Raw genomic sequence first — 21,227 nt, forward strand, 5'->3', positions numbered from 1 at the left:
ATGGTCAACCCACTTGCGCCGTACCTGTCGATCATCAGTTTCGCCGTCGAGCCGATTCTAAAGCTCGGCTTCGCTCTCGTCGCGATCGGGATCGTGATGATCGCCCTCGGCTACGACCCGGTCGGGCTCACCGTGAACTGGATAGAGACGACCATCCGGTCGTTCATCCCGGGGATCTAGCCGTGCGCCGTATCCTGATTTTTTGTGTTGCGGTGAGCATCGCAGCTTGTGTTGCGGTTGGCGGCGTCGCCGGGCAGAGCGACGGGAGCGGACCGGGTCTCGAAACGAACGCGTCCGTCGACGTCGGCGAGCCCGAGACGTACGCCCAGGAAATCGACGCCGATACCCGACTCGTCGAGTGGGAATACGACCGCGAGCGCGGAGGGTTCAGGCTGCTCTTCGAGACCGACGAGTCGACGAGTATCACGCTCACCGAGGCGGTCCAGTTCGGTGAGGGGTCCGGCTCCGGCCGAATCTACCAGCATCGGCTCCCGCAGGGGCAGACAGAGTTGTTCGTCTCAGTGCCGCTCCGCGCCGGGCAGGCGGCCGTCACTATGACCACGCCGGGCAGCATCGCGAACAACCGGTTCGCGTACGTCTCGACGGGACAGACGACGCCGGACCGGCCACCGATCAGCTATGAGCGGGCCCAGATCCTCATCCTCCTATCGGGGATCGGCGGCGCCGGGCTCACGTTCCGCGTCGTCAAGAACCGCCGCGAAGACGAAGAGAAATCCGTCGAGAGGGTACTATGAATCCGGTCGCCGCGGCCCGCGAGCGACCGATCCTCGCCGGCGGGCTTGTGTTGCTGTTCATCGCCGGCGCCGAGAGCGGGCGGTATCCGTACCCGTGGGAGATCGACGGTGCCGGCGTCGTCGCGACCGCCGCGGTCGCGATAGCGATCGGCGGGTACGTCGCCGGCGGCTACGTCGTCGACCTGCTCCCCGAGGAGGAGGGGATCTATCTCGTCGCGTTCGAGGCGAACGACGACACCGGCGGCGCCGTCTACGAGCTCAGCGAAGACCAGTTCGCGGACATGGACGTTCACGCGGGCAGCCTCTTCGAGTGGCCCGTCGCGAAGCGCGTCTACGAGGTGCGCGAGTACCGCCCCGAAGACAACGTCGCCGTCGCCAACTGGCGGGAGTCAGTCGCCGGGTCGGAGCTCGCGGGCAACGTCCAGGTCGTCGACGCGCTCGAAGCGGTCGCGGAACTCCGCGAGGAGTTCGAGCCCGACGCCCAAGAGGCGCGGCGCCTCAAGCGTCGGCTCCGGTCGATCGCGCGGACGCTCGACAAGCGTCGGCTCAAGGACCAGGAGGCGATCCTAGACCCGACGCTCACCCCGTCGTTCGACGACGAGGGCGCGACCGTCTCGGCGATTCTCGACGAGGAACTACCGGACGATCTGAAACCACAGAGCATGAAGGGAGACGACATCGACACCGAGCGGAACGGACACGGAGACACAATCGGCTTCGAGCTGCTCGACGAAACCGAGGCGCTGGAGGTGGACGATGAGCGATAAGACCGGCGCGTACGCGGCGGCCGAACTCGCGAGCGCGCTCCGGGGCGAGGATCCCGGCAAGCACGTCCGCGGGTACGCCGGGCTCGTCGACGACCGCCGCACGCTCGCGGTCCTCAACTACTATGACGGGCTGCTCGACGAGCCGATCGAAGAGACGCGGATCGGTCAGCTCATCATTTCCAACGCCGCGACCGAGACGATCGACGAGGCGGTGCGACACGGATCGGTCTCGCAGATGAAGAGCGCGACCGGGCTTACCGGACAGGAACGCGAGGGCGGCGACCTGTATCGCGACGCTGCCGGCGAGCTCGCGCACGAGGGCGCGATCGGACTCGTCTTCGGCGCCCCCGGCTCGGGCAAGACCGCGACGACGCTGGACGTGGCGATGGCGTGGCGGATCCGGACCGGCGGCGCACTCATCGGAAACACGTCGTGGGACGGCTTCGACCGCGTGGTGCGCTCCGACCGGGAGATGCTCGAAGCGATGGCGGAGATCGAGGGCCCGGTGCTGGCGGTCCTCGACGAGATCGCGCAGGAACTCTCTGGGTTCGGGTCGGGGAACAAGGCGGCCGAGCAGTTCTCGGACTCGCTGCTCTTCATCCGCAAGAAGGAGTCCAAACACGGGCCGCACCCGAAGCGCGGGAGCGTCCTGCTCGTCGGGCACACGCGCACGAAAACCGCGAAGTCGATCCGCCGGGTCGCGTCGCTCGCGATCGAGAAGCCCTCGCGGTCCGACCCGGGTCGCGCTCGCCTCTTGGAGAGCGAGGGCGGTAAAGACGACTGGGAAGAGGGGAGCGACTACAAGGGACTGACCGACACGGCCGCGAACTACCCGGAACACGAGCCGAGCGAGTTCGCGATCGAGCTCGTCGACGAGGACGACGAGAGCGAGGGCGTCGACGCCGACTCGGTCCGGCGCGAGGAAGCGGTGAGCAAGGCGATCCGCGCGGTCGAGAATCACGGCATGACGTACGCCGAGGCGGGCGACCTCGTCGGCTACTCCGCGGCGTGGGTCTCCGACAGGATGGCTGAATACAGGAACGGCGACCACGGCGAGGTAGTGAACGATGCGGTCGCGTGAATCGATAGACGCGGTGGGGATTCATGCGTTCATTCAGCCGCCCGCCCCGGCGCATACCTCTGTTTATACGCGTGCGATCGCGGCGGGGAGTCCGAATCCGCGGGGGGCCGCGCGGCCGGGGTTCGGTCGAAATTCGTTCGTCGACGGCGATCGGCGCGGCGACCAACCGCAACCCAAACGAGGATCGTCGTGAGCTACGACCCGGCGATCGTCGGTCGGTACGGGAAGCTCGTCGAGCTGTGGGCGACGGACCGCTACCCGCTCACGCTCGACTATCCGGTCGTGGACGGACTCAAATTCGACGCGACCGACGAGGACGGCCGTCCGTGGGACGTGAAGGGGTCGATGATCAACGGCGTGCGACCGACGTTCAAGTTCTGGGAGGACCAGCACGAGACGCTCGCGGGCGCTGACGGCGGGTACGCGCTTGTGTGGTACCGAGCGGAAGGGAGAGAGGTAACAGTCGTATCGTCGCGGACGGTCCGCGCTCGGGACCTAGAGATCACGAACTGGACGAATCCAGGCGAGACACACTACCGGAGTCATTCGAAGGAGGCTCAGCTATCAGCAGTCAGGCTAATGAAAAATCTTCAATGAACATATCCCGCGTGGATCATTACAAAACACTGGATGAGAGGAGGGTCATCATAGAAATATTCCTTGGACGGTAGTAGAGAATGAATTAATTACTTCACGGACCACTATGCCGATATGTCAGACAAACAGTTATCCCTGCTTCTTTTGGGTGGATCACATATCGGAGATTCAAGCGACCGGTTCGAATTAACTAAACAAAAGTTTGACACGGTAGATTTTGTTTTCATCGAATGTGTCACTGATGATGAATCAGCATATACAAAAGCAAAAACCAGTGTTATAGCGCCTCTTATCGTTCTGGGTGCGATATTAGTCTTAGCCGCAGAGTCCATTGCGAACGCGATAGGAAAAGGAGACGAGCAGTTGAAACAACAGATTGCTAATGAATATGACGTGGAGATAATAGAAGTTGATGGGAGTTTTCACCCAACAATTAATTCCTCACCGTATTTTTGGTTTCTATCGAACTTTGCCCTCTTATTCATCGTATTTGTAACGCAGGCAGCGTTTGGAAATCCAATATTTACTCTAATTGCTTTCATCTACGTTACCGCGGTGGCATTCCTGTCGTACCTAGCTGCTACGCTGTATGGACGGGACGCACAGATGGCACTCGACATCGAACAACACGCACAAACACACTCGGGAAATGCCTGCGCGATCGTCGGCGGACATCATGAGAGAGGCCTAATTGATAGGCTCATAAACAGTTCCAACGTACAAATTATACCACAAGACGATTGAAGAATATGACACAATTCAAATTTCTTTTTTGCTCAGTTTCCTCACCTTCTGGGACAGATTAAGTATCTCTTCCTCTCGTTCTTTGAAGTCCGACTGTGAATTCATGTGTAAGGGAAGATTTTCAATTTCTTGGCAGGCAGAGATGAGGTCGGTCATGGCTGCCTGTAGCTCTTCATCAACATTATCACCCGCTTCTATTCGTCCCTCAAGTTTAATGAGAACCCCTGCTTGGCGGCCAAGTTCTCTCTGAATCTTAGAATGATCGGGCTGTGGGTTGTCCTTCTCAACTACTTGGCTAAACTCATGGTCCCATGTAGATTCGATATCACTAGCAGCATTATTCACTTGTTGGAACCATTTCTGACGATCATTTTCTTTCTCAATCTGATTTCTTCTCCATCTTTTGTATTCAAATGGTAAGACATCTCTAAATATAAACACGGATACTACACCAGCACCATATGCCACCAAATTAGAGATGATGTCAACCATGGATCAAAATCAAGCCAGGTCGATATGAATTTTTTGAGCGGTCCTACCGCGATCTGCGTTTGGCTTCGCAGAGGGAGTGTGGTACCTTAGAATCTGTGGCCTTAGCCACACCCCTAACCGCCAACCGACCCCCCGGTGTCGGTTCAGCGTCGACGAGCAGCTCGTCGAGCTCGGATCCTCGCTTGGGTTGCGGTCGAGATCGTCGCGAACTCACCAGTCGGAGGGGTCGATCGAGGCGAAAACGGCCGCAAAAAGAGGGTCAGGGTAGTGTTGCCACTCACGAGGGGCCGCGCTACCGGAGCGTCTGACCCTTCCCCCACGCACTCCGCACCGGCCGGATTTTCGGACCAGATGCGTCGCGGTAGTGCGAGACCGCTTCTTTCAGTCGCTCCGGATCGCGACCCGCACCGACCCAGTACCGTTTGAGCCGCGTCACCAGCTCCGACCACGACTCGCCCGCGAGGTTCCCCATCCGTACCCGGAGGTGCGCCTCGCGCTCGTCGATGTGAATCCCGTTCGCTTGGCAGAACGCGATCAGTTCGTCCGTACGCTCGTCGAGAGACGCACGCTCGGCGTTTTGAACCGCGTTCGCCGCGGCCCCCATCGCGTTCCGGACGCCCTCACGCGCCGCGTCGAGAGCCTCAACGACCTGCTCCGCGACGTGGTGCGACCGCAACGCGACGGTTCCCTTCTCGCGAACGACCATGTCCTCGATCCGTCGGAGTCCCCGGCGGACGCTATCGGGATGCCAGTCGTGTTCGTCCGCGATCTCCGCCGGCGACACGTCGCCCCCGTCCGCGACGAGCGTCTTCAGCGAGTCCCACTCGACCGGCGAGAGCCCGTCGGCGAGCTGCCGGACGACCACGTTCCGCTGATCGCTCTCGACGCGCTCTAAGTTCAGCGGGAGCACGCGCGAGCGGTCGACAGTCTCCGCCTCGAAGTACGTATCTTCGACGAACGTGCGACCGCCGCTCGGGCCGTCGTCGTCGAGCGGTTGCGTCGGAAGCCCCGACTCGTTCAGCGTCGCGAGGATCGCCTCTTCGAGCTCGTCGACGATCTCCGCGTGGTCGACCGGCCGCAGGGTCTCGTTCCACCGACTCGACTGATACGACGCTTCGAGCTTCGGGTGCGCGAGCGGGTGTTCGTCGGGGAGCGATTCGGCGTTTCGCGCGTAGTAGTGCTTGAACTCCTTCGGGATCCGGTGGTCAGGAAACGCCTCGCGGATCCGCTTCGGCCCGAGCGTCACCGTGTGGTAGTAGCCGGCGCGCTCGGTGTCGTCTTGAACGAGCTTCCGGTACCCCGAGCGATCGCTTTCGAGCAGGTGGCCCATCCGAGCGAGCGGTCCCTCACGAGCGTGGACGGATCCAGACACGTCCCGATCGAGCCGGACGTACCGCGCCGCGTCGATCACGACGCTGTACTCGTCGTTGCGGCTCTCGAAGTACATCGGGTCGAGCGTCACCGCGCCCGCGGCTCGCTGGATGACCGACTCCACCTGGTCGAACTCGACGTTCGACGCGTTCACCCGGACGTTCACCGCGTCGCCGAGATCCCACATCGGCCGGGCGACCGATTTCCCCTCGGTGGATTCGAGCCCGTGCCACCGTGGCTGAATGAGGGCCTTCACCTTCCGCTCGCCGACCTCGTCGTCGACGACCGCGTTCAGCCGGAACTCCCGGAGCGTGTCGAAGTCGACGCGCGTCCCGTCCGGCGTCTCACCGCCGTCCGGCGGCGCGAGCCCGGACTCCTGATAGGAGAGCGTCACCCGCCACTTCTCGCCGTCGAGCGTGAAGCTCCCGCGCCGGCTCCCGGTCGCGTCGACGAGCCGCGCGGCTCCGAACCACGCCCCGAGCCCCGAGTACACGTAGTTCGCCATGTACTCGTGCGGGGCCGTCTCGACGGCCTTCATCGCGAGTACCCAGCGCGGTTGAGGTAGCAGCCGGCGCACTCCGTCCGGCCGTCGATTCGGACACGGACCGACGGGCGCTCGCACCCGCACGTCTCGCAGGCGCGCCTCATGCGAACACCACCACCAGGTTCACCGCGGCGACGGCGGCGCCGATCGTCGCGACTCCGAGCCCGACCCACTCCGGCGTCTTCAGGGCGTCAGCCGCGACCGGCCACGCACCGCAACACAAGCCGACGGCCGCGAGCATCGCGACCGCCGCGGGCAGCTCGCCCATCGCGAGCAGCTCGCGGACGATCGGGTTCGCTTCCGCCTCAACACCAATAGCTCGGGACGCAAGGACCGTCGTCGCTGCGTCGAGCACCCCGTGCGACGTGAAGATCGCCACAGTCTCCCCCGCTCGGGAGCGGTCAGGACTCACGCCGATCGCCCCCGTTCGGCGTCGCGCTGCCAGCGGAGCCGGGCGGCGTCACGGATGTGAGCCTGTGGACCCTCTGCCGGGTCGTACAGCTGACTCGCGCGGACAAACGGGCTCATCCCGACACCCCTCCGTTCCACGGCTCGCCCGCGTTGCGAGCGGGGCTCGTCTGCGGGTCCGGCGTGTCGACGTCTTTCCCGGCCGCGCTTCCTTCGCAGATCCGCACCCACGAGTCGCACTCGGGACAGCGGTGCGCGCGATCGTCGTCGTCGCCGTGAACCCGACCGAACCGCGGCGGGAGGTGCGACCCGCACTCCAAGCAGACTCCGGACGCGTCCGGCTCGACCCGGAGATCCATCATCCGGAGATCACCCCGACGTTGGTCGGGTCGATCGACCGACGAGAAGGGGCCGCGATCGGTGACGTATTGAACCCGATTTCGGGGGCGGGTTCGTGAGGAACAGCTTCGACCGATTCCACGGCGTAGCGAGTCGCTACAGTGGAATCGGCATTAGTCGTGAAACGGTCGGTGAGTAAGTGGGCGCTACAGGATTTGAACCCGTGGCAACTTGGTCCGAAGCCAAGCACTCTGTCCAAACTGAGCTAAGCGCCCGTACTCTCACTGTTCGCCGTGAGCGTGTTAAGTCCCGCGATCCGAAATCGACGTCGCGCGGTCGCCCGATCCGCGTCGCCTCGACGGGTCCTCGGTCGATTCGCGAACGTGACACGTCAGCCGTCTCGGGAGCGATCGGCACCGATCGAGAGAGCGGACACCGCGACCTGTGGGAACTTCACACGGACTGAGAGGGGGACCGCGGGCTGACAGGGGCCGATCAAAAAGAATATTATTCGGAGCGGGCATGTTTCGGTAGTAGATGTGTCCTGGTCGTACGGCCTCGCCGCCGAACGAGTGGCCCGCGCCGACGTCGTCGCCCTCGAGGTGCGTCCATGTATGAGTTGACGCCGCACTTCGACGCCGAGGTCGATCCCGGGACCAACATCCTGTTGACCGGCCCGCCGCTCAGCGGAAAGCGGTCGATAATGATGGACATCCTCGCCGCCGGGACCGAACGCGACGAGGGCGCCATCGTCGTCACCACCAAGGACGGCGCCGACCGAGTCCTTCGCGACTACGAGAAGCGAGTCGCCTACGAGGGCAAGCCCGTCGCGGTCGTGGACTGCGTCACCCGCCAGCAGGGCGGCGACACGCGCGAGTCCGACCGGATCAAGTACGCCTCCTCGCCGGTCGATATGACCGGTATCGGGATCAAGCTCTCGGAGTTCCTCCAGGCGTTCGGCGACCGCGGCATCGAACGGAACCGCGTGATGGTCCACTCGCTGTCGACGCTGCTGATGTACTCCGACCTCCAGACCGTGTTCCGCTTCCTCCACGTGTTCACCGGCCGGGTCCAGAGCGTCAACGGGCTCGGCCTGTTCAGCATCGACTCGACGGCCCACGAAGACCAGGCGATGAACACGATCAAACAGCTGTTCGACGGGATCATCACCGTCCCCGAGGACGGCGAACCCGAGATCCGGCTCGCCTGACGAGTCCCCCGGCCGCCGGCCGGCGCACGACCGGGGGATCGACTTAATCGGATCGCGACCGAACGGACGGGCATGCCTATCACTGACGACGCCGGACTCGACCGTCTGCTCGACGCGGAGACGATCGCCGTCGTCGGCTGCTCGACGACGCCCGGAAAGGCCGCTCACGACGTGCCAGCGTACCTCCAGCGACGGGGATACCGGGTTATCCCGGTGAACCCGTACGCCGACGAGGTGCTGGGCGAGCCCGCGTACGACGCCGTCGGCGACGTCGAAGAGGCGATCGACCTGGTCGACGTGTTCCGGCCGAGCGACGAGGTGCCGGACATCGTCGAGGCCGTCCGCGAGCGCCACGCGGCGCGCGGCGACGCCGGAGCGGTGTGGCTCCAGCTCGGGATCAGCCACGACGAGGCGGCCGCGAGCGCCGAGGCCGACGGGATCGACGTGGTCCAAGACCGGTGTCTCAAGGTCGAGCACGGACGGCTGCGCGGGTAGCTGGGAGGGAAACCGGTCTGAGCTACCCTTCCCACTCCTCGAAGCTGCGGTAGACGCCCTTCGAGAGGTAGCGCTCGGAGGAGTCACAGAACACGGTGACGACGGCGTCGTGCGGGGCGTCGATCTCGCCGTCGCGGATGTGGCGGGCGACGCGCTTGGCGGCGAGCGAGTTCGCGGCCGCCGACGAGGCGACCAGCTGCCCCTCCTCGGCCGCGAGCCGCCCCATCTCCTCGTGGACCTCGCGGTCGGGTATCGCCTGGACCTCGTCGACGAGCGCGGGGTCGAACAGCTCGTTCGTGTCGATGTCGTGAGTGCCGATCCCCTCGGTCTTGTACTCCTCGTGTTCGACCTCCTCGCCGAAGAACTCCCGGTACGCGGAGCCGGCGGGTTCGACCGCGGTGACGTGCGTCTCCGCGTCTCGCTCGCGGAAGTAGCGGGCCATGCCCATCAGCGTCCCGGCGGTGCCGCAGCCGGCGACGACCGCGCCGACCGCGCCGTCGAGCGCCTCGTCGATCTCGGGGGCGGTCGTCTCGTAGTGCGCCTCGGCGTTGAGGGGGTTCGAGAACTGCTGGGGGACGACGGCGTCGTCGAGCTCGTCGGCGATCTCGTGGGCGCGCTCGATGGCGAGCTCCATCCCGTCCTTGCTCGGGGTGTTCACGACCTCGGCGCCGAGCGCGCGCATGAGCTGCTGTTTCTCCACCGAGAAGCGCTCGGGAACGACGAAGATAGCGTCCAGTCCGAGCTGTCCCGCCGCGACCGCGATCCCGATGCCGGTGTTGCCCGCGGTCGGCTCGATCACGGTGCCGCCCTCGCTCACGTCGCCGCGCTCCAGCATCCGTTCGAGCATGTACTTCCCGATGCGGTCCTTGATGCTCGCGCCGGGGTTGAACGACTCCAGCTTGGCGTACACCGGCACGCCGTCCGGGGAATCGTGGACGCGGACGAGCGGCGTCTCCCCGACCGTCTCCAACACCGACGAGAGGGGCTCCGCGTGAGTGGTCATAGCCCGGCAAAGGTTGCCGCCTGATTTGTGTGTTGTCATCGCTCCGTCCGGCTCCGGAACTCCCCGGCAGCGGCGTGGCTTGCCGGGATCGGGTCGCCCTGACCGCCGTGGCCCGCTCTCGATGACCGCCACAGCCTGCTCGGCGACCGTCACGGCATGCTTCCAGCGACCGCCGCGACAGGGCCCCGAAGCCGGTCGGGCGTGTGATCCGACGCCGCGGATCGAACACACTTATGACCGTCGTCCGGCTGCGACACTGTATGAGCGAGACCGATGCGGAGGCCGAGGTGACGGTCGTCCTGCCGGACGGATCAGAGCTGAGCGTTCCGGCAGGGTCGACAGTCGAAGACGTCGCCTTCGAGATCGGCCCCGGGCTCGGTCGCGACACCGTCGCGGGGAAGATCGACGGCGAACTCGTCGAGAAACACGCCGCGGTCCACGACGGCGCGCGGATCGAGATCGTCACCGATCAGTCGGACGAGTACCTCACGGTGTTGCGCCACTCCGCGGCGCACGTGTTCGCGCAGGCCCTTCAGCGGCTCCACCCCGAGGCGACGCTGACGATCGGTCCGCCGACCGACGACGGCTTCTACTACGACGTGACCGACGTCGACGTCGACGAGGACGATCTGGCCGCCATCGAAGAGGAGATGGACGCGATCATCGCGGCCGACTACGACATCGAGCGCGAGGTCCGGTCGCGCGAGGAGGCGAAAGAGATCTACGCCGACAACGAGTACAAACGGCAGATCTTAGACGAGGAGGCCGACGACGAGGAAGTCACCTTCTACGTTCAAGACGGCTGGCGCGACCTCTGTCAGGGACCGCACGTCGAGTCGACCGGCGAGGTCGGCGCCGCGACGCTGCTCGAGGTGTCGGCCGCCTACTGGCGCGGCGACGAGGACAACGACACGCTCACGCGCGTCTACGGCACGGCGTTCGCCTCGGAGTCCGACCTCGAAGAACACCTCGAACTCCGCGAGGAGGCCTTAGAGCGCGACCACCGGAAGATCGGTCAGGAGATGAACCTCTTCTCGATCCCGACGGTGACCGGGCCGGGCCTCCCGCTGTACCACCCGCCGGGCAAGACCGTGCTCCGCGAGCTGTCGGACTTCGCGAACGAGCTCAACCGCGACCACGGCTACGAGGAGGTGGAGACGCCCCACGTGTTCCGGACGGAGCTGTGGAAGCAGTCCGGCCACTACGAGAACTACAAAGACGACATGTTCCTCCTCGACGTCAACGACGAGGAGTACGGCCTGAAGCCGATGAACTGCCCGGGCCACGCGACTATCTTCGACCAGCAGTCGTGGTCGTACCGCGACCTCCCGCAGCGCTACTTCGAGAACGGGAAGGTGTACCGCAAGGAGCAGCGCGGCGAGCTCTCCGGGCTCTCGCGCGTCTGGTCGTTCACCATCGACGACGGCCACCTGTTCGCTCGCCCCGACCAGATCCGGCAGGAGATCGAGTCGGTGATCGAGATGATCTTCGAGGTCGTCGAGACGCTCGACCTGGAGGTCGAGGTCGCGCTGGCGACCCGCCCCGACAAGTCCGTCGGCAGCGACGAGATCTGGGAGTCCGCCGAGGAACAGCTCCGCGACGTCCTCGACTCCGGCGGCTACGACTACGACGTCGAGCCCGGCGACGGCGCCTTCTACGGCCCGAAGATCGACTTCGGCTTCGAGGACGCCCTCGGTCGCGTCTGGGACGGCCCGACGGTCCAACTCGACTTCAACATGCCCGAGCGGTTCGATCTCACCTACACGGGCGAGGACAACGAGGACCACCAGCCCGTGATGATCCACCGCGCGCTGTACGGCAGCTACGAGCGCTTCTTCATGGTGCTCATCGAGCACTTCGACGGGAACTTCCCGCTGTGGCTCGCGCCGGAGCAGGTCCGGATCCTGCCGGTCTCCGACGAGACGCTCGGCTACGCCCACCGCGTGAAGAACGCCTTAGAAGAGGAGGGGTTCCGCGTCGAGGTCGAGGACCGCGACTGGACGGTCGGCCGGAAGATCCGCGCCGGCCACGACGACCGGCTCCCCTACATGGTGATCGTCGGCGACGACGAGCAGGAGGCCGGCACCGTCTCCGTGCGCGACCGCTTCGAGAACCAGCGCGGCGACGTCGACCTCGACGACTTCGTCGGCCACCTCGTCGCGGAGCGCGACGAGAAGCGGACGGAGCCGGACTTCGTCGACGAGTAGCCGGTCCGAACGGTCCCCTGTTGGCCGCGTTCAGTCGTCGACGAACTCCACGCCCTCGATCTCGAAGCGGGCCCCGCCCTCCGTCCCCTCGCACACCGCCACCGTCCACTCATGAGCAGATGCTATCTCGTCGACGATGCGCAGGCCGAACCCGGTCCCCTTGTCGCTGGTCGTGAAGCCCGACTCGAACACCTGATCGCGCTCCGAGGCAGGGATTCCGGGTCCGTCGTCCTCCAGGAAGAACCCGTTCCCGTCGGCGAGGGCCCCGACGCGAACCGTCACGTCGGCTCCCCCGTGGTCGACCGCGTTTCGGAACAGATTTTCGAGGAGTTGGCGGAGCCGCGACCTGTCGGCGCGGATCACGGCGCGGTCGACGGTGACGGTGAGGTCGGCGTCCCTCGTCTCGGCGGTCCCCCACGCCTCGCGGCTCAGGTCGGCGAGAGTGACCGCGGTCAGGTCCTCGACCTGCGCGCCGTCCCGGGCCAGCGTCAACAGGTCGTCGATGAGCGTCGCCATCCGCGACAGCGAGTCCTCGGCGGCTTCGAGGTGGTCGTCGTCGTCGCCGTCGACCGCGACGAGGTCGACGTGGCCCATCGCGGTGTTCAGCGGGTTCCGGAGGTCGTGGCTGACGACGCTCGCGAACTCGTCCAGCCGGTCGCGCTCGCGTTGGACCTGCGATTCCGCCCGCTCGCGCTCCAGTTCGTAGCTGACCCAGCGGGTGAGCAGTCGAACGAAGGTCTGCTGGAGTTCGGTGAACGGCTTCGATCTGGCCGCGGTGTCGGCGAAACAGAGCGTTCCGTACAGCTCGCCGTCGACCTCGACTCGGCCGCCGACGTACGTTCCGAGGTTGAACCGGTGGAACGCGGGGTCGTCGCCCCATCCCTCCTCGGCCGCGTCGACGACCGTCAGGAGGTCGTCGACTTGGACGGTTCGCTTACAGTACGCCTCGTCCAGCGGGCAGCTCTCGCCGGCCTGGAGCGCCTCGTGTGTCGCGTGTGACGCCTCGATGTGCTGTGTCCCCTCGTCGATGCGAGTGAGGAACCCGTTGGGCACGTCGAGGTACTCACAGCCCAGTTCGAACAGCGAGCCGAGCTTCTCGTCGAACGGCCGGTTCCGGTCGGAGGAGACGACGTACAGCCGTTGGACCGCATGGAGGGCCCGCTCGCGCTGCCGTTCCAACTCGCGCTGTTCGGTGATGTCGCGGAGGTGGACCGAGAGGCCCGACTCGGAGGGCGAGACGCGCACGTCGAACCACGTGTCGAGCGGTTCGTAGTACGAGTCGAACGACACCGCTTCCTGCGTCTCCATCGCCTCGTGGTACCGGTCGTAGAACTCCGTTTCGACGGCGTCCGGGATCGACTCCCAGAGGTGCGCTCCCTCAACGGAGTCACGGGACTCAATGACGTCGTCGGCCATCGCGTCCCGGAGGATCGCCGCGCCCGTCTCGTTCGTGTAGGTGATCCGCCAGCCGGCGTCGACCGCGAAGAACCCGTCCGCCATCCGATCGAGAACCGCCCGGAGGTCGGCGTCGGGCGCCGAAGCTTCGGGCGCGTCGTTCATACCTACAGGCCGTGTCCCTGCCACTTCACTCCCGGGGATCACCGGTGATAGACCCCCGATCGGGCGAGCGGCCGCAGGGTCGTCTCCGCGCGTCGGCGCGCTCGGTTCGGCTTCCACCGCGTTTTTATTGTCGCCGCGGGAGCGTCAGGTATGAGCGACCGATCGGTGATGGCCACCGCAGACGAGAGAGCACCGGATGTCGGAGAGCTGACGCCGCCGGACCGCACGCTGATGGGGCCCGGTCCGAGCGACGTACACCCGCGCGTCCTGAAGGGGATGAGCACGCCGCTGGTCGGCCACCTCGACCCCTCGTTCGTCGAGATCATGGACGAGGTACAGGAGCTGCTGCGGTACACGTTCCGGACGGACAACCGGTGGACGATTCCGGTCTCCGGGACCGGCTCGGCGTCGATGGAGGCCGCGGTCGGGAACCTCGTCGAGCCGGGCGACACGATGTTGGTGCCGACGAACGGCTACTTCGGCGGCCGGATGAAGTCGATGGCCGAGCGCGCCGGCGGCGAGGTCGTCGAGGTGTCGGCGCCGTGGGGCGAACCCCTCGACCCCGTCGACGTGGAGCGCGCGTTCGACGAACACCAGCCGGACGTGTTCGGGTTCGTCCACGCCGAGACTTCGACGGGCGTCCTCCAGCCGAACGTCTCGGAGCTGACCGACATCGCGCACGCCCACGACGCCCTCGTGATCGCCGACTGCGTCACCTCGCTCGGCGGCGTCGAGATGCGGGTCGACGAGTGGGGCGTCGACGTGGCCTACTCCGGCCCGCAGAAGTGTCTCTCGTGTCCGCCCGGCGCGAGCCCGCTCACCCTCAACGACCGCGCGATGGACAAGGTGCTCGACCGCGAGGAGCGGCCGCGGTCGTGGTACCTCGACCTCTCGCTGTTGGAGGGGTACTGGGGCGACGACCGCTCGTATCACCACACCGCGCCGATCACGAACGTCTACGCGCTACGCGAGGCGCTCCGCTTGGTCGCCGAGGAGGGGATCGAGAGCCGGTGGGAGCGCCACCGCGAGGTCGCCGGCGACCTGAAGGCGGGGCTCCAGGAGCTGGGGCTGGAGATGAACGCCCCCGACGAGTACTGGCTCCCGAGCCTGAACGCGGTGCGGGTGCCCGAGGGGGTCGACGACGGGGCCGTCATCGACCACCTCCTCGCCGAGTACGACCTGGAGATCGCCTCCGGGCTCGGCGACCTGGAGGGCGACGTCTGGCGGATCGGCTGTATGGGGTACTCCGCCCGGCCGAAGAACGTCGAGTACGTCCTCGCGGCGCTGGCGGACGCGCTGGCGGAACAGGGGTTCTGAGCGGCCGCGAGCGCCGCCGGAAACGGCGCAGCCGACCGTCGACCGTCCGGCGCGGGGTTTTTCACCGTGCGTCTCTCTCCTCGGTAAGGGTATGAACGATCTACGAACCGGACTGAGTTACGGGGACGTGCTGTTGGTCCCCCAGCGGTCGCCGGTCGACAGCCGGAGCGACGTCGACCTCTCGACGCCGCTCACGCCGAACGTCGAACTGGAGACGCCGCTCGTCTCGGCCGCGATGGACACCGTCACGGAGGCGGCGTTGGCGATCGGCCTCTCCCGGGCCGGCGGGATCGGCGTCCTCCACCGGTTCCTCACCGTCGACGAGCAGGCGGCGCAGGTCGAGCGCGTGGTCGCGGCCGGCGAGCGGGTCGCCGCCGCGGTCGGCATCAACGAGGACTACATCGCTCGGAGCGCGGCGCTGGTCGAGGCCGACGTGGACGCGCTCGTGGTCGACGTCGCGCACGGGCACTTGGACCGGGCCGTCGCGGCGGTCGAGGAGATCGCCGGGGCGTTCCCGGAGACGGACCTGATCGCCGGCAACGTCGCCACGCCCGCCGGCGTCGAGGACCTCGCGGCCGCGGGCGCCGACTGCGTGAAGGTCGGCATCGGCCCGGGGTCGCACTGTACCACCCGGAAGGTCGCCGGGGCGGGCGTCCCGCAGCTGACCGCGGTCGACGACTGCGCGGCCGCGGCCGAGGACCTGGACGCCACGATCTGTGCCGACGGCGGGATCCGCACCTCCGGGGACGCGGTGAAGGCGCTGATGGCGGGCGCCGACAGCGTGATGCTCGGGAGCCTCTTCGCCGGGACTGAGGAGGCGCCGGGCGCCGTCGTCGAGGTCGACGGGACGCGATACAAGCGGTCGCGCGGGATGGCGACGACCGCGGCCGCCGAGGCCCGCGGCGACAAGGGCGCGGACGTGGGCGCAGACGAGGGCGTCGAGGCGCTGACGCCGTACAAGGGTCCGGTCGCGACGGTCGCCGAGGAGTTCTGTCAGGGGATCCGCTCCGGGCTCTCCTACTGTGGCGGGCACACGATCGAGGGCGCCCGCGAGAAGGCGGAGTTCATCCGCGTCGCCCCCGGGGCGAAGGAGCGCGAGGGGTTCCACACCGACGACGACTGGGAGGGGATCAGCGTGGACAGCGAGACGAAGCGCGTCGCCAACTCGTCAGCAGGACCGGCGGCCGAGGGCGACGACTGAACGGCCGATTCGGGACCGATTTCGACGGGTGAACGACAGGCTCGGCGGCGTGTTCGACGGAACACGTCCCGGCCGGATGCGGCGTCCCGCCCGAATGCGGCGTCCCGCCCGGATGCGGCGTCCGATCCGGTGTGTCACTGCGAGGCGAACTCACGGACAGCTTTTGTCGTCCGGCGGACGGGGTCGGCACATGGCCGACGCCTTCGGACGCGCGATCCGCGACCACCACCGCGGCGAGCGAACGGAGCCGCTCGCTCAGGGAGACGGCGAGGAGACGCGAGCGCACCCGATCGAGTCGTTCTACTTCGACGAGTTCGATCCGGAGAGCGACGCCGGATCGTGGCTCGCGTCGCGGCTCCGAGGGCCGCTCGTCGACCTCGGCGCCGGCGCGGGGCGCCACGCGCTCCGGTTTCAAGAGCGGTTCGAGACGGTCGCCGTCGAGACGAGTTCCGCCCTCGTCGAGACGATGCGCGACCGCGGGGTCGAAGACGCAGTGGAGGGAGACATGTTCGCGCTCCGGGACGCGTTCGGGCGCGACCGGTTCGAGTCGGTGCTCGCGATCGGGACGCAGGTCGGCCTGACGGGGTCGATGCGAGGGCTCTCGGCGTTCCTCGGCGACCTCGCGTTCGTGACGACCCCCGACGCGACCGCCGTGATCGACTGTTACGACCCGGACCATCCCGGGGCCGCCGACCTCCTCGGGTACCGCGACGACCCGACGCCGGGGCTCGCGGGCCGCGTCGTGTGGTTCGCCTACGAGGGCGAGCGGGACCCGACGCTCCGGTTTCGACTATTCTCTCCCGATCGACTCCGGGAGGCGACGATCGGAACCGGATGGTCGGTCGAAGCGGTCGACCGCGAGGGAACCGGGGACGGGCCGCACTACCGCGCGGCCCTCGAAAAGCGGTGAGGTCGCCTCGCCTCCGGACTTAGCCGCGCTACCACGCCGTCAGCGCCGCCCGACCGTGGTCGTTCGCGAGGATCGCGAGGAAGGAGGCGACGCCCGTGATCGCGAACGCGCCGCCGACGTAGAAGACGGAGGCCATGCTCACTTCCACCATCAGCCAGCCGGCGATCAGGGGGCCGGCGACGGAGCCCGGCCGCCAGACCAGTTCGCGGATCCCGAAGCTGGACGCGACGCCGCCGTCGTCGGTGCCCTCGTCAGCGAACAGCGCCATGCTGGCCGGCTCGCGGAAGGAGTCGGCGACGCCGAGTAGCCCGGAGAAGGCGACGAGGGGCAGGTACGCGGCGGGGAGGTCACCGAGCAGCGGCAGGGTCACGTCGGCGCCGAGCGCGGTCCCGATCGCCGCGGAGAACGGGATCGCCATCGCGATCGCGCCGTAGGCGCCGCCCCCCGCGAAGACGAACAGCGACCGGCCGTAGGCGTCCGAGAGCCGGCCGGTGAACAGCTGTCCGACCATGTTCGTCGCCTTCTCGGCGGTGACGGTGACGCCGATGGCGATCCCGGTGACGCCGAGGCCGCCGGTGGCCATCGTCGTGCTGGCGTAGATCGGGACCCACGTCCGCACCATCGTCACGGCGAAGGCGTACTGGGCGCGGAAGCTGGTCATCGTGAGGATCCGTCGGTTCACGGCGAGATCGGAGAACGGGAACCCCTCGATCCGGGTGTCGTCGTCGTCGAGGAAGAGCCACGTGACGACCCACGCGGCGACCATCAGCAGCGCGATGACGGTGAAGATAGGGTCGAAGCCGACCGCGTCGTATATCGCCCCGGCCGACAGCGACCCGAGGATCGAGGCCGCGAAGGAGGCGGCGTTCGCCTTGCCGATCTTGTCGGCGCGCGTCCCGACGTCGGCTATCTGTCCGACCAGCGACAGCGTCATCAGCCCCGCGCCGGTGACCACGAGCCCTTGGAGGGCGCGGACGAGGATGAACGAGGCGGAGGAATCGACGAGCGGGAACAGCGCGTAGACGCCGGCACCGACCGCGAGCACGCCCAACAGGACGGTCCGCTTGTCGAACCGGTCGCCGGCCCACGCCAGCGGGACCACGGCGACGGTCTGGGCGAGCGTGAACCCCGTGGTGTACATCCCGATGATGAACCCGGCCGAGACGGTGACGCCGAGCACCGTCGTCGCCTGCGGGTCGAGCGTGTTGATGTACGTCCCCAACAGGGTGATCAGGGTGATGAACCCGAACCCCTCGGCGAAGCGCGTGAGGTAGAGCGCCCAGAACTGCGTGCGGCGGTCGGCGTTGCTCACACGGAGACGCGGTCGGTCGGTTCAAAAGCAGTTACGATTCGACGGACGGGCGCGGCGTCGCCGGAACCTACCGCGGCTGTTCGACTCCGCCCTATCGTGGGAGGCGACCTCAGAACGACTCGGCGTACTTGTCGCGCCGGAAGAGGTCGATCTCCTGTGCCGACGACCCGGGTCGTTCCGCCGCGAAGGCGATCGCTTCCGCGACCTCCTCCGGCTCGGTGACCGTCCCCGGCTCGAACCGCTCCTCGAAGGGCTCGCCCTCCTCGCTGCCGAACTCGGTGCGGACCTCCGAGGGGTTGATCACGCTCACGGCGACGCCGTCGTCGCCGACCTGCGCCGCGACGCTGTGCGCGAACCCGCGCACCCACCACTTCGTCGCGGCGTAGACGGGGTTGAACGAGCGCGGGAACCGCCCGGCGAAGCTCCCGACGACGACGAGGGTCCCCTCGCTCTCCCTGAGGCGCGGGAGCGCCGCGCGGGTGAGGAAGAACGTTCCGTCGACGTTCGTCCCCTGCATCGCGGCGTACTCCTCGTCCGTCATCGCCTCGACGTCGCCGCCGCGCCCGATCCCGGCGTTGGCGACGACAACGTCCAGCCCGCCGAGCCGGTCGACGGCGGCCTCCACCGCCGCCTCCGAGGTCGCCCGGTCGCGGACGTCGCCGTCGGCGACGACCGCTTCGACGCCGTGTTCGCGTTCCACGTCGCTCGCGATCGATTCGAGCGCCTCGCGCCGTCTGGCGACGAGGACGAGGTCCGCGCCGCGCGCCGCGAGGGCGTGGACCGTCGCCTCGCCGATTCCGGAGCTCGCACCGGTCACCAACGCAGTCGCGTTTTCGAGTGGCATCCCGGACCGACTGTCGACGACCGCGAGGATAAACGTTGGCTCGCCCGGACCGAGGCCCCGCTCGGAGCGGACTGAGTCACTCGGTGAGCGGGAGGACGACCCCGAACACGAACGGCGCGAGCAGCATCACCAACACGCCGAGCAGCTCGGCGTCGACGAGCAGCGTCTGTTCCCACGCCGGGACCGCGGCGCCCGTGGTCCGCAGGTACAGGTCACCGATCAGCCCGAACGCGAACAACACGGCGCCGACCGCGAAGGCGCGTTTCGTCGCCCGCGAGTAGTCGATGTCGCCGTACCGTCCTGTCATACTCGACGCTTTGCCTCTCGCATGTACAAGTATTCGTCGGACGTTCGGTGGGAGTTCGACCGGGCGGTACCGGCCCGCCGTCCCGACGGTGTGGCGCGTGACACCCTCTCAACCGACCTTTTTATCGACCGGTCCGAATCGAGGGCCATGCCCTCCCGACGGCGGTTTCTGACGACGGTCGGTGCCAGTGCCCTCGGCGTGACCGGCGGCTGTCTCGACGCTCCGATGTCCGGCAAGGACGGCGTTCCCGGCCCGGAGTATCCGGCCGGGACGCTCTGGGTTTACAACACGGCAAGGTCTGACCTCTCTGTAACGGTCGAAACCGTCGACCGCTCGCCCGCGGCGAGCTTCGAGCGCGTGGTGGAGTCGGGACAGACCGCGATCCGACGGGAGTTCGCGCCGGCCCCGGCCGGAACGACCGTGACGCTGCGGGCGTCCGTCGAGTCGTTCGCCGATGGGTGGCTGTCGTTCTCGTTCACCCCGGGTGGCGGCGGTCCCGAGAGCGACGCGCCGCCGCAGTACGCGCGGCTACACATTCCCGGTGCCGACGGCGAAGTGGGCTGGCAGGCGCGGGAAGCGGTCGAGTGACTCTCGGGCGGGGAGTTAGAGCGGCCGACCGCACTCGCACCCGTTCTGCCGGAACCCCCGCGCTTTCAGGCGCGACCCGCCAGCGTCCGAACGTGACCGCGAACGCGACGTTCGACTTCGACCTGCTGGCACGCCTGGCGGACGCACCCGGTCCGGTCGGCCACGAGGACCGCGTGCGCGACGTGATTCGCGACGAACTCCCGCCCGTCGACGCCGTGCGGACCGACGCGATGGGGAACCTCGTCGCGACCGTCGAGGGCTCCGCGAACCCGGACTACGAGGTGCTCGTCGCCGCGCACATGGACGAGATCGGGCTCGTCGTGAGCGACGTCGACGACGACGGCTTCTGCTCCGTGGAGCCCCTCGGCGGCTGGAACCCGGACGCGCTCCGCGGACACCCGGTCACCGTCCACACCGACGACGGCGACTACGACGGGGTGGTCGAGATCACCGCCGCGCACACGGCCGCCGAGGAGGCCCCCGAGGAGTGGACCCTCGACGACGCGCACGTGTTCACCGGCCTCGACCCGACGCACGCGGCCGAGGCGTTCGGCGTCGGTGACGTGGTGACGCTCGACAGCGACCTCCGCGAGCTCAGCGAGTGCGTCGCCGGCTCCTCGCTAGACGACCGCGCGGGGGTCTACGTGCTGCTGGAGGCCGCCCGCCTCGCGGATCCCGCGGTGACCGTCCACTACGCCGCGACGGTCCAAGAGGAGGTCGGACTGCGGGGCGCGACCGCCCTCGGCGCGGACGTCGACCCGGACCTCGTCGTCGCGCTCGACGGGACGCTCGAACAGTCCTACCCCGGCGTCGACCCGTCTGACGCGATCTCGAAACTCGGCGACGGCGTCGGTATCAAACGGAAGGACGCGAGCGTCATCCCGACCCCCGGTGTCGCGGAACGGTTCGAGTGCCTCGCCGAAACTCACGGCGTCCCCTTCCAGCGCGAGGTGTCTTGGAACATCGGGACCGACACCGGCGGTCTCCAGCACGCCGGCGGCGCGCGACCGGTCGGCGCGCTCTCGATCCCCGTCCGCTACCACCACTCCGCGGTCGAAACGGCCGATTCGCGCGATATCGAAGCCGCCGTCGACCTCCTCGCGGCCTTCCTCGACGCCGAGGAGGGGGCGGACTACGCGCCGGATTGAGGGGAGGGCACTCGGACTGTCGTTCGT

At 67.2% G+C, this 21,227-nt stretch carries 23 protein-coding genes and 1 tRNA gene; 14 read left to right on the forward strand and 10 right to left on the reverse strand.

All coding sequences use genetic code 11. The features are described from left to right. The 6 genes from ACZ5KW_RS12925 (at window position 1) to ACZ5KW_RS12950 (ending at window position 3,944) form a co-directional block, all read left to right on the forward strand. A complete protein-coding gene (locus ACZ5KW_RS12925) occupies window positions 1–180 on the forward strand; it encodes a hypothetical protein (protein ID WP_343781042.1) in 180 nt (59 codons plus the stop codon). Between the two features lie 32 nt (window positions 181–212). Then, window positions 213–755: a hypothetical protein gene (locus ACZ5KW_RS12930; protein WP_343781045.1), complete on the forward strand. Its 543-nt coding sequence runs from the start codon at window positions 213–215 to the stop codon at window positions 753–755. After that, window positions 752–1,522: a DUF8125 domain-containing protein gene (locus tag ACZ5KW_RS12935; protein ID WP_343781048.1), complete on the forward strand. Its 771-nt coding sequence runs from the start codon at window positions 752–754 to the stop codon at window positions 1,520–1,522. Before ACZ5KW_RS12930 ends, ACZ5KW_RS12935 begins: the two co-directional genes overlap by 4 nt. Continuing rightward, the gene (locus tag ACZ5KW_RS12940) at window positions 1,512–2,603 is read left to right on the forward strand and encodes a hypothetical protein (protein ID WP_343781050.1); all 1,092 of its coding nucleotides are present in this window, start codon (window positions 1,512–1,514) and stop codon (window positions 2,601–2,603) included. Before ACZ5KW_RS12935 ends, ACZ5KW_RS12940 begins: the two co-directional genes overlap by 11 nt. Before the next feature lie 189 nt (window positions 2,604–2,792). Beyond that, complete coding sequence (locus tag ACZ5KW_RS12945) at window positions 2,793–3,200, forward strand: hypothetical protein (protein ID WP_343781053.1); 408 nt, start codon at window positions 2,793–2,795, stop codon at window positions 3,198–3,200. 114 nt (window positions 3,201–3,314) lie between these two features. Beyond that, on the forward strand, window positions 3,315–3,944 hold the full coding sequence (locus ACZ5KW_RS12950) for a hypothetical protein (protein WP_137711084.1): 630 nt from the start codon (window positions 3,315–3,317) through the stop codon (window positions 3,942–3,944). A gap of 15 nt (window positions 3,945–3,959) precedes the next feature. Here ACZ5KW_RS12950 and ACZ5KW_RS12955 read toward each other — a convergent pair whose 3' ends face one another. The 5 genes from ACZ5KW_RS12955 to ACZ5KW_RS12975 all read right to left on the reverse strand — a co-directional run bounded on the left by ACZ5KW_RS12955 (window position 3,960) and on the right by ACZ5KW_RS12975 (window position 7,373). After that, window positions 3,960–4,436, reverse strand: coding sequence for a hypothetical protein (locus ACZ5KW_RS12955; RefSeq protein WP_343781059.1), 477 nt, complete (start codon window positions 4,434–4,436; stop codon window positions 3,960–3,962). A 292-nt stretch (window positions 4,437–4,728) separates the two neighbouring features. Further along, complete coding sequence (locus ACZ5KW_RS12960) at window positions 4,729–6,345, reverse strand: DUF7845 domain-containing protein (protein WP_343781062.1); 1,617 nt, start codon at window positions 6,343–6,345, stop codon at window positions 4,729–4,731. Window positions 6,346–6,451: 106 nt separating this feature from the next. Next, window positions 6,452–6,763 (reverse strand): DUF5658 family protein, encoded by a 312-nt coding sequence (locus tag ACZ5KW_RS12965; RefSeq protein ID WP_343781065.1) that lies wholly within the window; start codon window positions 6,761–6,763, stop codon window positions 6,452–6,454. Window positions 6,764–6,875: 112 nt separating this feature from the next. Next, window positions 6,876–7,118 (reverse strand): DUF7563 family protein, encoded by a 243-nt coding sequence (locus tag ACZ5KW_RS12970; protein ID WP_343781068.1) that lies wholly within the window; start codon window positions 7,116–7,118, stop codon window positions 6,876–6,878. 180 nt (window positions 7,119–7,298) lie between these two features. Beyond that, window positions 7,299–7,373 (reverse strand) — tRNA-Arg (locus ACZ5KW_RS12975). Between the two features lie 335 nt (window positions 7,374–7,708). Here ACZ5KW_RS12975 and ACZ5KW_RS12980 point away from each other — a divergent pair. Together ACZ5KW_RS12980 and ACZ5KW_RS12985 are read left to right on the forward strand one after the other, a co-directional pair. Beyond that, window positions 7,709–8,308, forward strand: coding sequence for an RAD55 family ATPase (locus tag ACZ5KW_RS12980; protein WP_343778100.1), 600 nt, complete (start codon window positions 7,709–7,711; stop codon window positions 8,306–8,308). Window positions 8,309–8,380: 72 nt separating this feature from the next. Further along, window positions 8,381–8,803: a CoA-binding protein gene (locus ACZ5KW_RS12985; protein ID WP_343778102.1), complete on the forward strand. Its 423-nt coding sequence runs from the start codon at window positions 8,381–8,383 to the stop codon at window positions 8,801–8,803. A 22-nt stretch (window positions 8,804–8,825) separates the two neighbouring features. On the opposite strand, the gene ACZ5KW_RS12990 is transcribed toward ACZ5KW_RS12985, so the two are convergent. Further along, window positions 8,826–9,806 carry a PLP-dependent cysteine synthase family protein gene (locus ACZ5KW_RS12990; RefSeq protein WP_343778104.1) on the reverse strand — a complete coding sequence of 327 codons (981 nt, stop codon included), beginning with the start codon at window positions 9,804–9,806 and terminating at the stop codon, window positions 8,826–8,828. A 233-nt stretch (window positions 9,807–10,039) separates the two neighbouring features. Here ACZ5KW_RS12990 and thrS point away from each other — a divergent pair, with 233 nt between their 5' ends. Further along, window positions 10,040–12,013 carry a threonine--tRNA ligase gene (gene thrS, locus ACZ5KW_RS12995; RefSeq protein WP_343778106.1) on the forward strand — a complete coding sequence of 658 codons (1,974 nt, stop codon included), beginning with the start codon at window positions 10,040–10,042 and terminating at the stop codon, window positions 12,011–12,013. A gap of 30 nt (window positions 12,014–12,043) precedes the next feature. Here thrS and ACZ5KW_RS13000 read toward each other — a convergent pair whose 3' ends face one another. Further along, window positions 12,044–13,573, reverse strand: coding sequence for an ATP-binding protein (locus ACZ5KW_RS13000; protein WP_343778108.1), 1,530 nt, complete (start codon window positions 13,571–13,573; stop codon window positions 12,044–12,046). A gap of 150 nt (window positions 13,574–13,723) precedes the next feature. Here ACZ5KW_RS13000 and ACZ5KW_RS13005 point away from each other — a divergent pair, with 150 nt between their 5' ends. The 3 genes from ACZ5KW_RS13005 to ACZ5KW_RS13015 all read left to right on the forward strand — a co-directional run bounded on the left by ACZ5KW_RS13005 (window position 13,724) and on the right by ACZ5KW_RS13015 (window position 17,001). Then, window positions 13,724–14,890, forward strand: coding sequence for a pyridoxal-phosphate-dependent aminotransferase family protein (locus ACZ5KW_RS13005; RefSeq protein ID WP_343778110.1), 1,167 nt, complete (start codon window positions 13,724–13,726; stop codon window positions 14,888–14,890). 91 nt (window positions 14,891–14,981) lie between these two features. Beyond that, a complete protein-coding gene (locus tag ACZ5KW_RS13010; protein ID WP_343778112.1) occupies window positions 14,982–16,091 on the forward strand; it encodes a guanosine monophosphate reductase in 1,110 nt (369 codons plus the stop codon). A 190-nt stretch (window positions 16,092–16,281) separates the two neighbouring features. Beyond that, a complete protein-coding gene (locus tag ACZ5KW_RS13015) occupies window positions 16,282–17,001 on the forward strand; it encodes a methyltransferase domain-containing protein (RefSeq protein WP_343778114.1) in 720 nt (239 codons plus the stop codon). A 28-nt stretch (window positions 17,002–17,029) separates the two neighbouring features. Here ACZ5KW_RS13015 and ACZ5KW_RS13020 read toward each other — a convergent pair whose 3' ends face one another. The 3 genes from ACZ5KW_RS13020 to ACZ5KW_RS13030 form a co-directional block, all read right to left on the reverse strand. Further along, window positions 17,030–18,313 (reverse strand): MFS transporter, encoded by a 1,284-nt coding sequence (locus tag ACZ5KW_RS13020; protein WP_343778116.1) that lies wholly within the window; start codon window positions 18,311–18,313, stop codon window positions 17,030–17,032. Window positions 18,314–18,422: 109 nt separating this feature from the next. Next, a complete protein-coding gene (locus ACZ5KW_RS13025) occupies window positions 18,423–19,157 on the reverse strand; it encodes an SDR family oxidoreductase (RefSeq protein ID WP_343778117.1) in 735 nt (244 codons plus the stop codon). 76 nt (window positions 19,158–19,233) lie between these two features. Further along, entirely contained in the window at window positions 19,234–19,464 is a 231-nt protein-coding gene (locus ACZ5KW_RS13030) for a DUF7860 family protein (RefSeq protein WP_343778119.1), read from the reverse strand. A 147-nt stretch (window positions 19,465–19,611) separates the two neighbouring features. On the opposite strand from ACZ5KW_RS13030, the gene ACZ5KW_RS13035 reads away from it, so the two are divergent. Both ACZ5KW_RS13035 and ACZ5KW_RS13040 read left to right on the forward strand, forming a co-directional pair. Beyond that, window positions 19,612–20,052 carry a hypothetical protein gene (locus ACZ5KW_RS13035; protein WP_343778121.1) on the forward strand — a complete coding sequence of 147 codons (441 nt, stop codon included), beginning with the start codon at window positions 19,612–19,614 and terminating at the stop codon, window positions 20,050–20,052. A gap of 92 nt (window positions 20,053–20,144) precedes the next feature. Further along, entirely contained in the window at window positions 20,145–21,200 is a 1,056-nt protein-coding gene (locus tag ACZ5KW_RS13040) for a M42 family metallopeptidase (protein WP_343778124.1), read from the forward strand. Window positions 21,201–21,227 lie beyond the last annotated feature (27 nt).

The organism is Halorubrum ejinorense (assembly GCF_055389685.1).

Excerpts from the sequence above, each read along its gene's own strand:
- ACZ5KW_RS12925 (WP_343781042.1), top strand. The coding sequence starts at position 1 with ATGGTCAACCCACTTGCGCCGTACCTGTCGATCATCAGTTTCGCCGTC.
- ACZ5KW_RS12935 (WP_343781048.1), top strand. The coding sequence starts at position 752 with ATGAATCCGGTCGCCGCGGCCCGCGAGCGACCGATCCTCGCCGGCGGG.
- ACZ5KW_RS12940 (WP_343781050.1), top strand. The coding sequence starts at position 1,512 with ATGAGCGATAAGACCGGCGCGTACGCGGCGGCCGAACTCGCGAGCGCG.
- ACZ5KW_RS12950 (WP_137711084.1), top strand. The coding sequence starts at position 3,315 with ATGTCAGACAAACAGTTATCCCTGCTTCTTTTGGGTGGATCACATATC.
- ACZ5KW_RS12955 (WP_343781059.1), bottom strand. The coding sequence starts at position 4,436 with ATGGTTGACATCATCTCTAATTTGGTGGCATATGGTGCTGGTGTAGTA.
- ACZ5KW_RS12960 (WP_343781062.1), bottom strand. The coding sequence starts at position 6,345 with ATGAAGGCCGTCGAGACGGCCCCGCACGAGTACATGGCGAACTACGTG.
- ACZ5KW_RS12970 (WP_343781068.1), bottom strand. The coding sequence starts at position 7,118 with ATGGATCTCCGGGTCGAGCCGGACGCGTCCGGAGTCTGCTTGGAGTGC.
- ACZ5KW_RS12980 (WP_343778100.1), top strand. The coding sequence starts at position 7,709 with ATGTATGAGTTGACGCCGCACTTCGACGCCGAGGTCGATCCCGGGACC.
- ACZ5KW_RS12985 (WP_343778102.1), top strand. The coding sequence starts at position 8,381 with ATGCCTATCACTGACGACGCCGGACTCGACCGTCTGCTCGACGCGGAG.
- ACZ5KW_RS12990 (WP_343778104.1), bottom strand. The coding sequence starts at position 9,806 with ATGACCACTCACGCGGAGCCCCTCTCGTCGGTGTTGGAGACGGTCGGG.
- thrS (WP_343778106.1), top strand. The coding sequence starts at position 10,040 with ATGACCGTCGTCCGGCTGCGACACTGTATGAGCGAGACCGATGCGGAG.
- ACZ5KW_RS13000 (WP_343778108.1), bottom strand. The coding sequence starts at position 13,573 with ATGAACGACGCGCCCGAAGCTTCGGCGCCCGACGCCGACCTCCGGGCG.
- ACZ5KW_RS13005 (WP_343778110.1), top strand. The coding sequence starts at position 13,724 with ATGAGCGACCGATCGGTGATGGCCACCGCAGACGAGAGAGCACCGGAT.
- ACZ5KW_RS13010 (WP_343778112.1), top strand. The coding sequence starts at position 14,982 with ATGAACGATCTACGAACCGGACTGAGTTACGGGGACGTGCTGTTGGTC.
- ACZ5KW_RS13015 (WP_343778114.1), top strand. The coding sequence starts at position 16,282 with ATGGCCGACGCCTTCGGACGCGCGATCCGCGACCACCACCGCGGCGAG.
- ACZ5KW_RS13025 (WP_343778117.1), bottom strand. The coding sequence starts at position 19,157 with ATGCCACTCGAAAACGCGACTGCGTTGGTGACCGGTGCGAGCTCCGGA.
- ACZ5KW_RS13030 (WP_343778119.1), bottom strand. The coding sequence starts at position 19,464 with ATGACAGGACGGTACGGCGACATCGACTACTCGCGGGCGACGAAACGC.
- ACZ5KW_RS13035 (WP_343778121.1), top strand. The coding sequence starts at position 19,612 with ATGCCCTCCCGACGGCGGTTTCTGACGACGGTCGGTGCCAGTGCCCTC.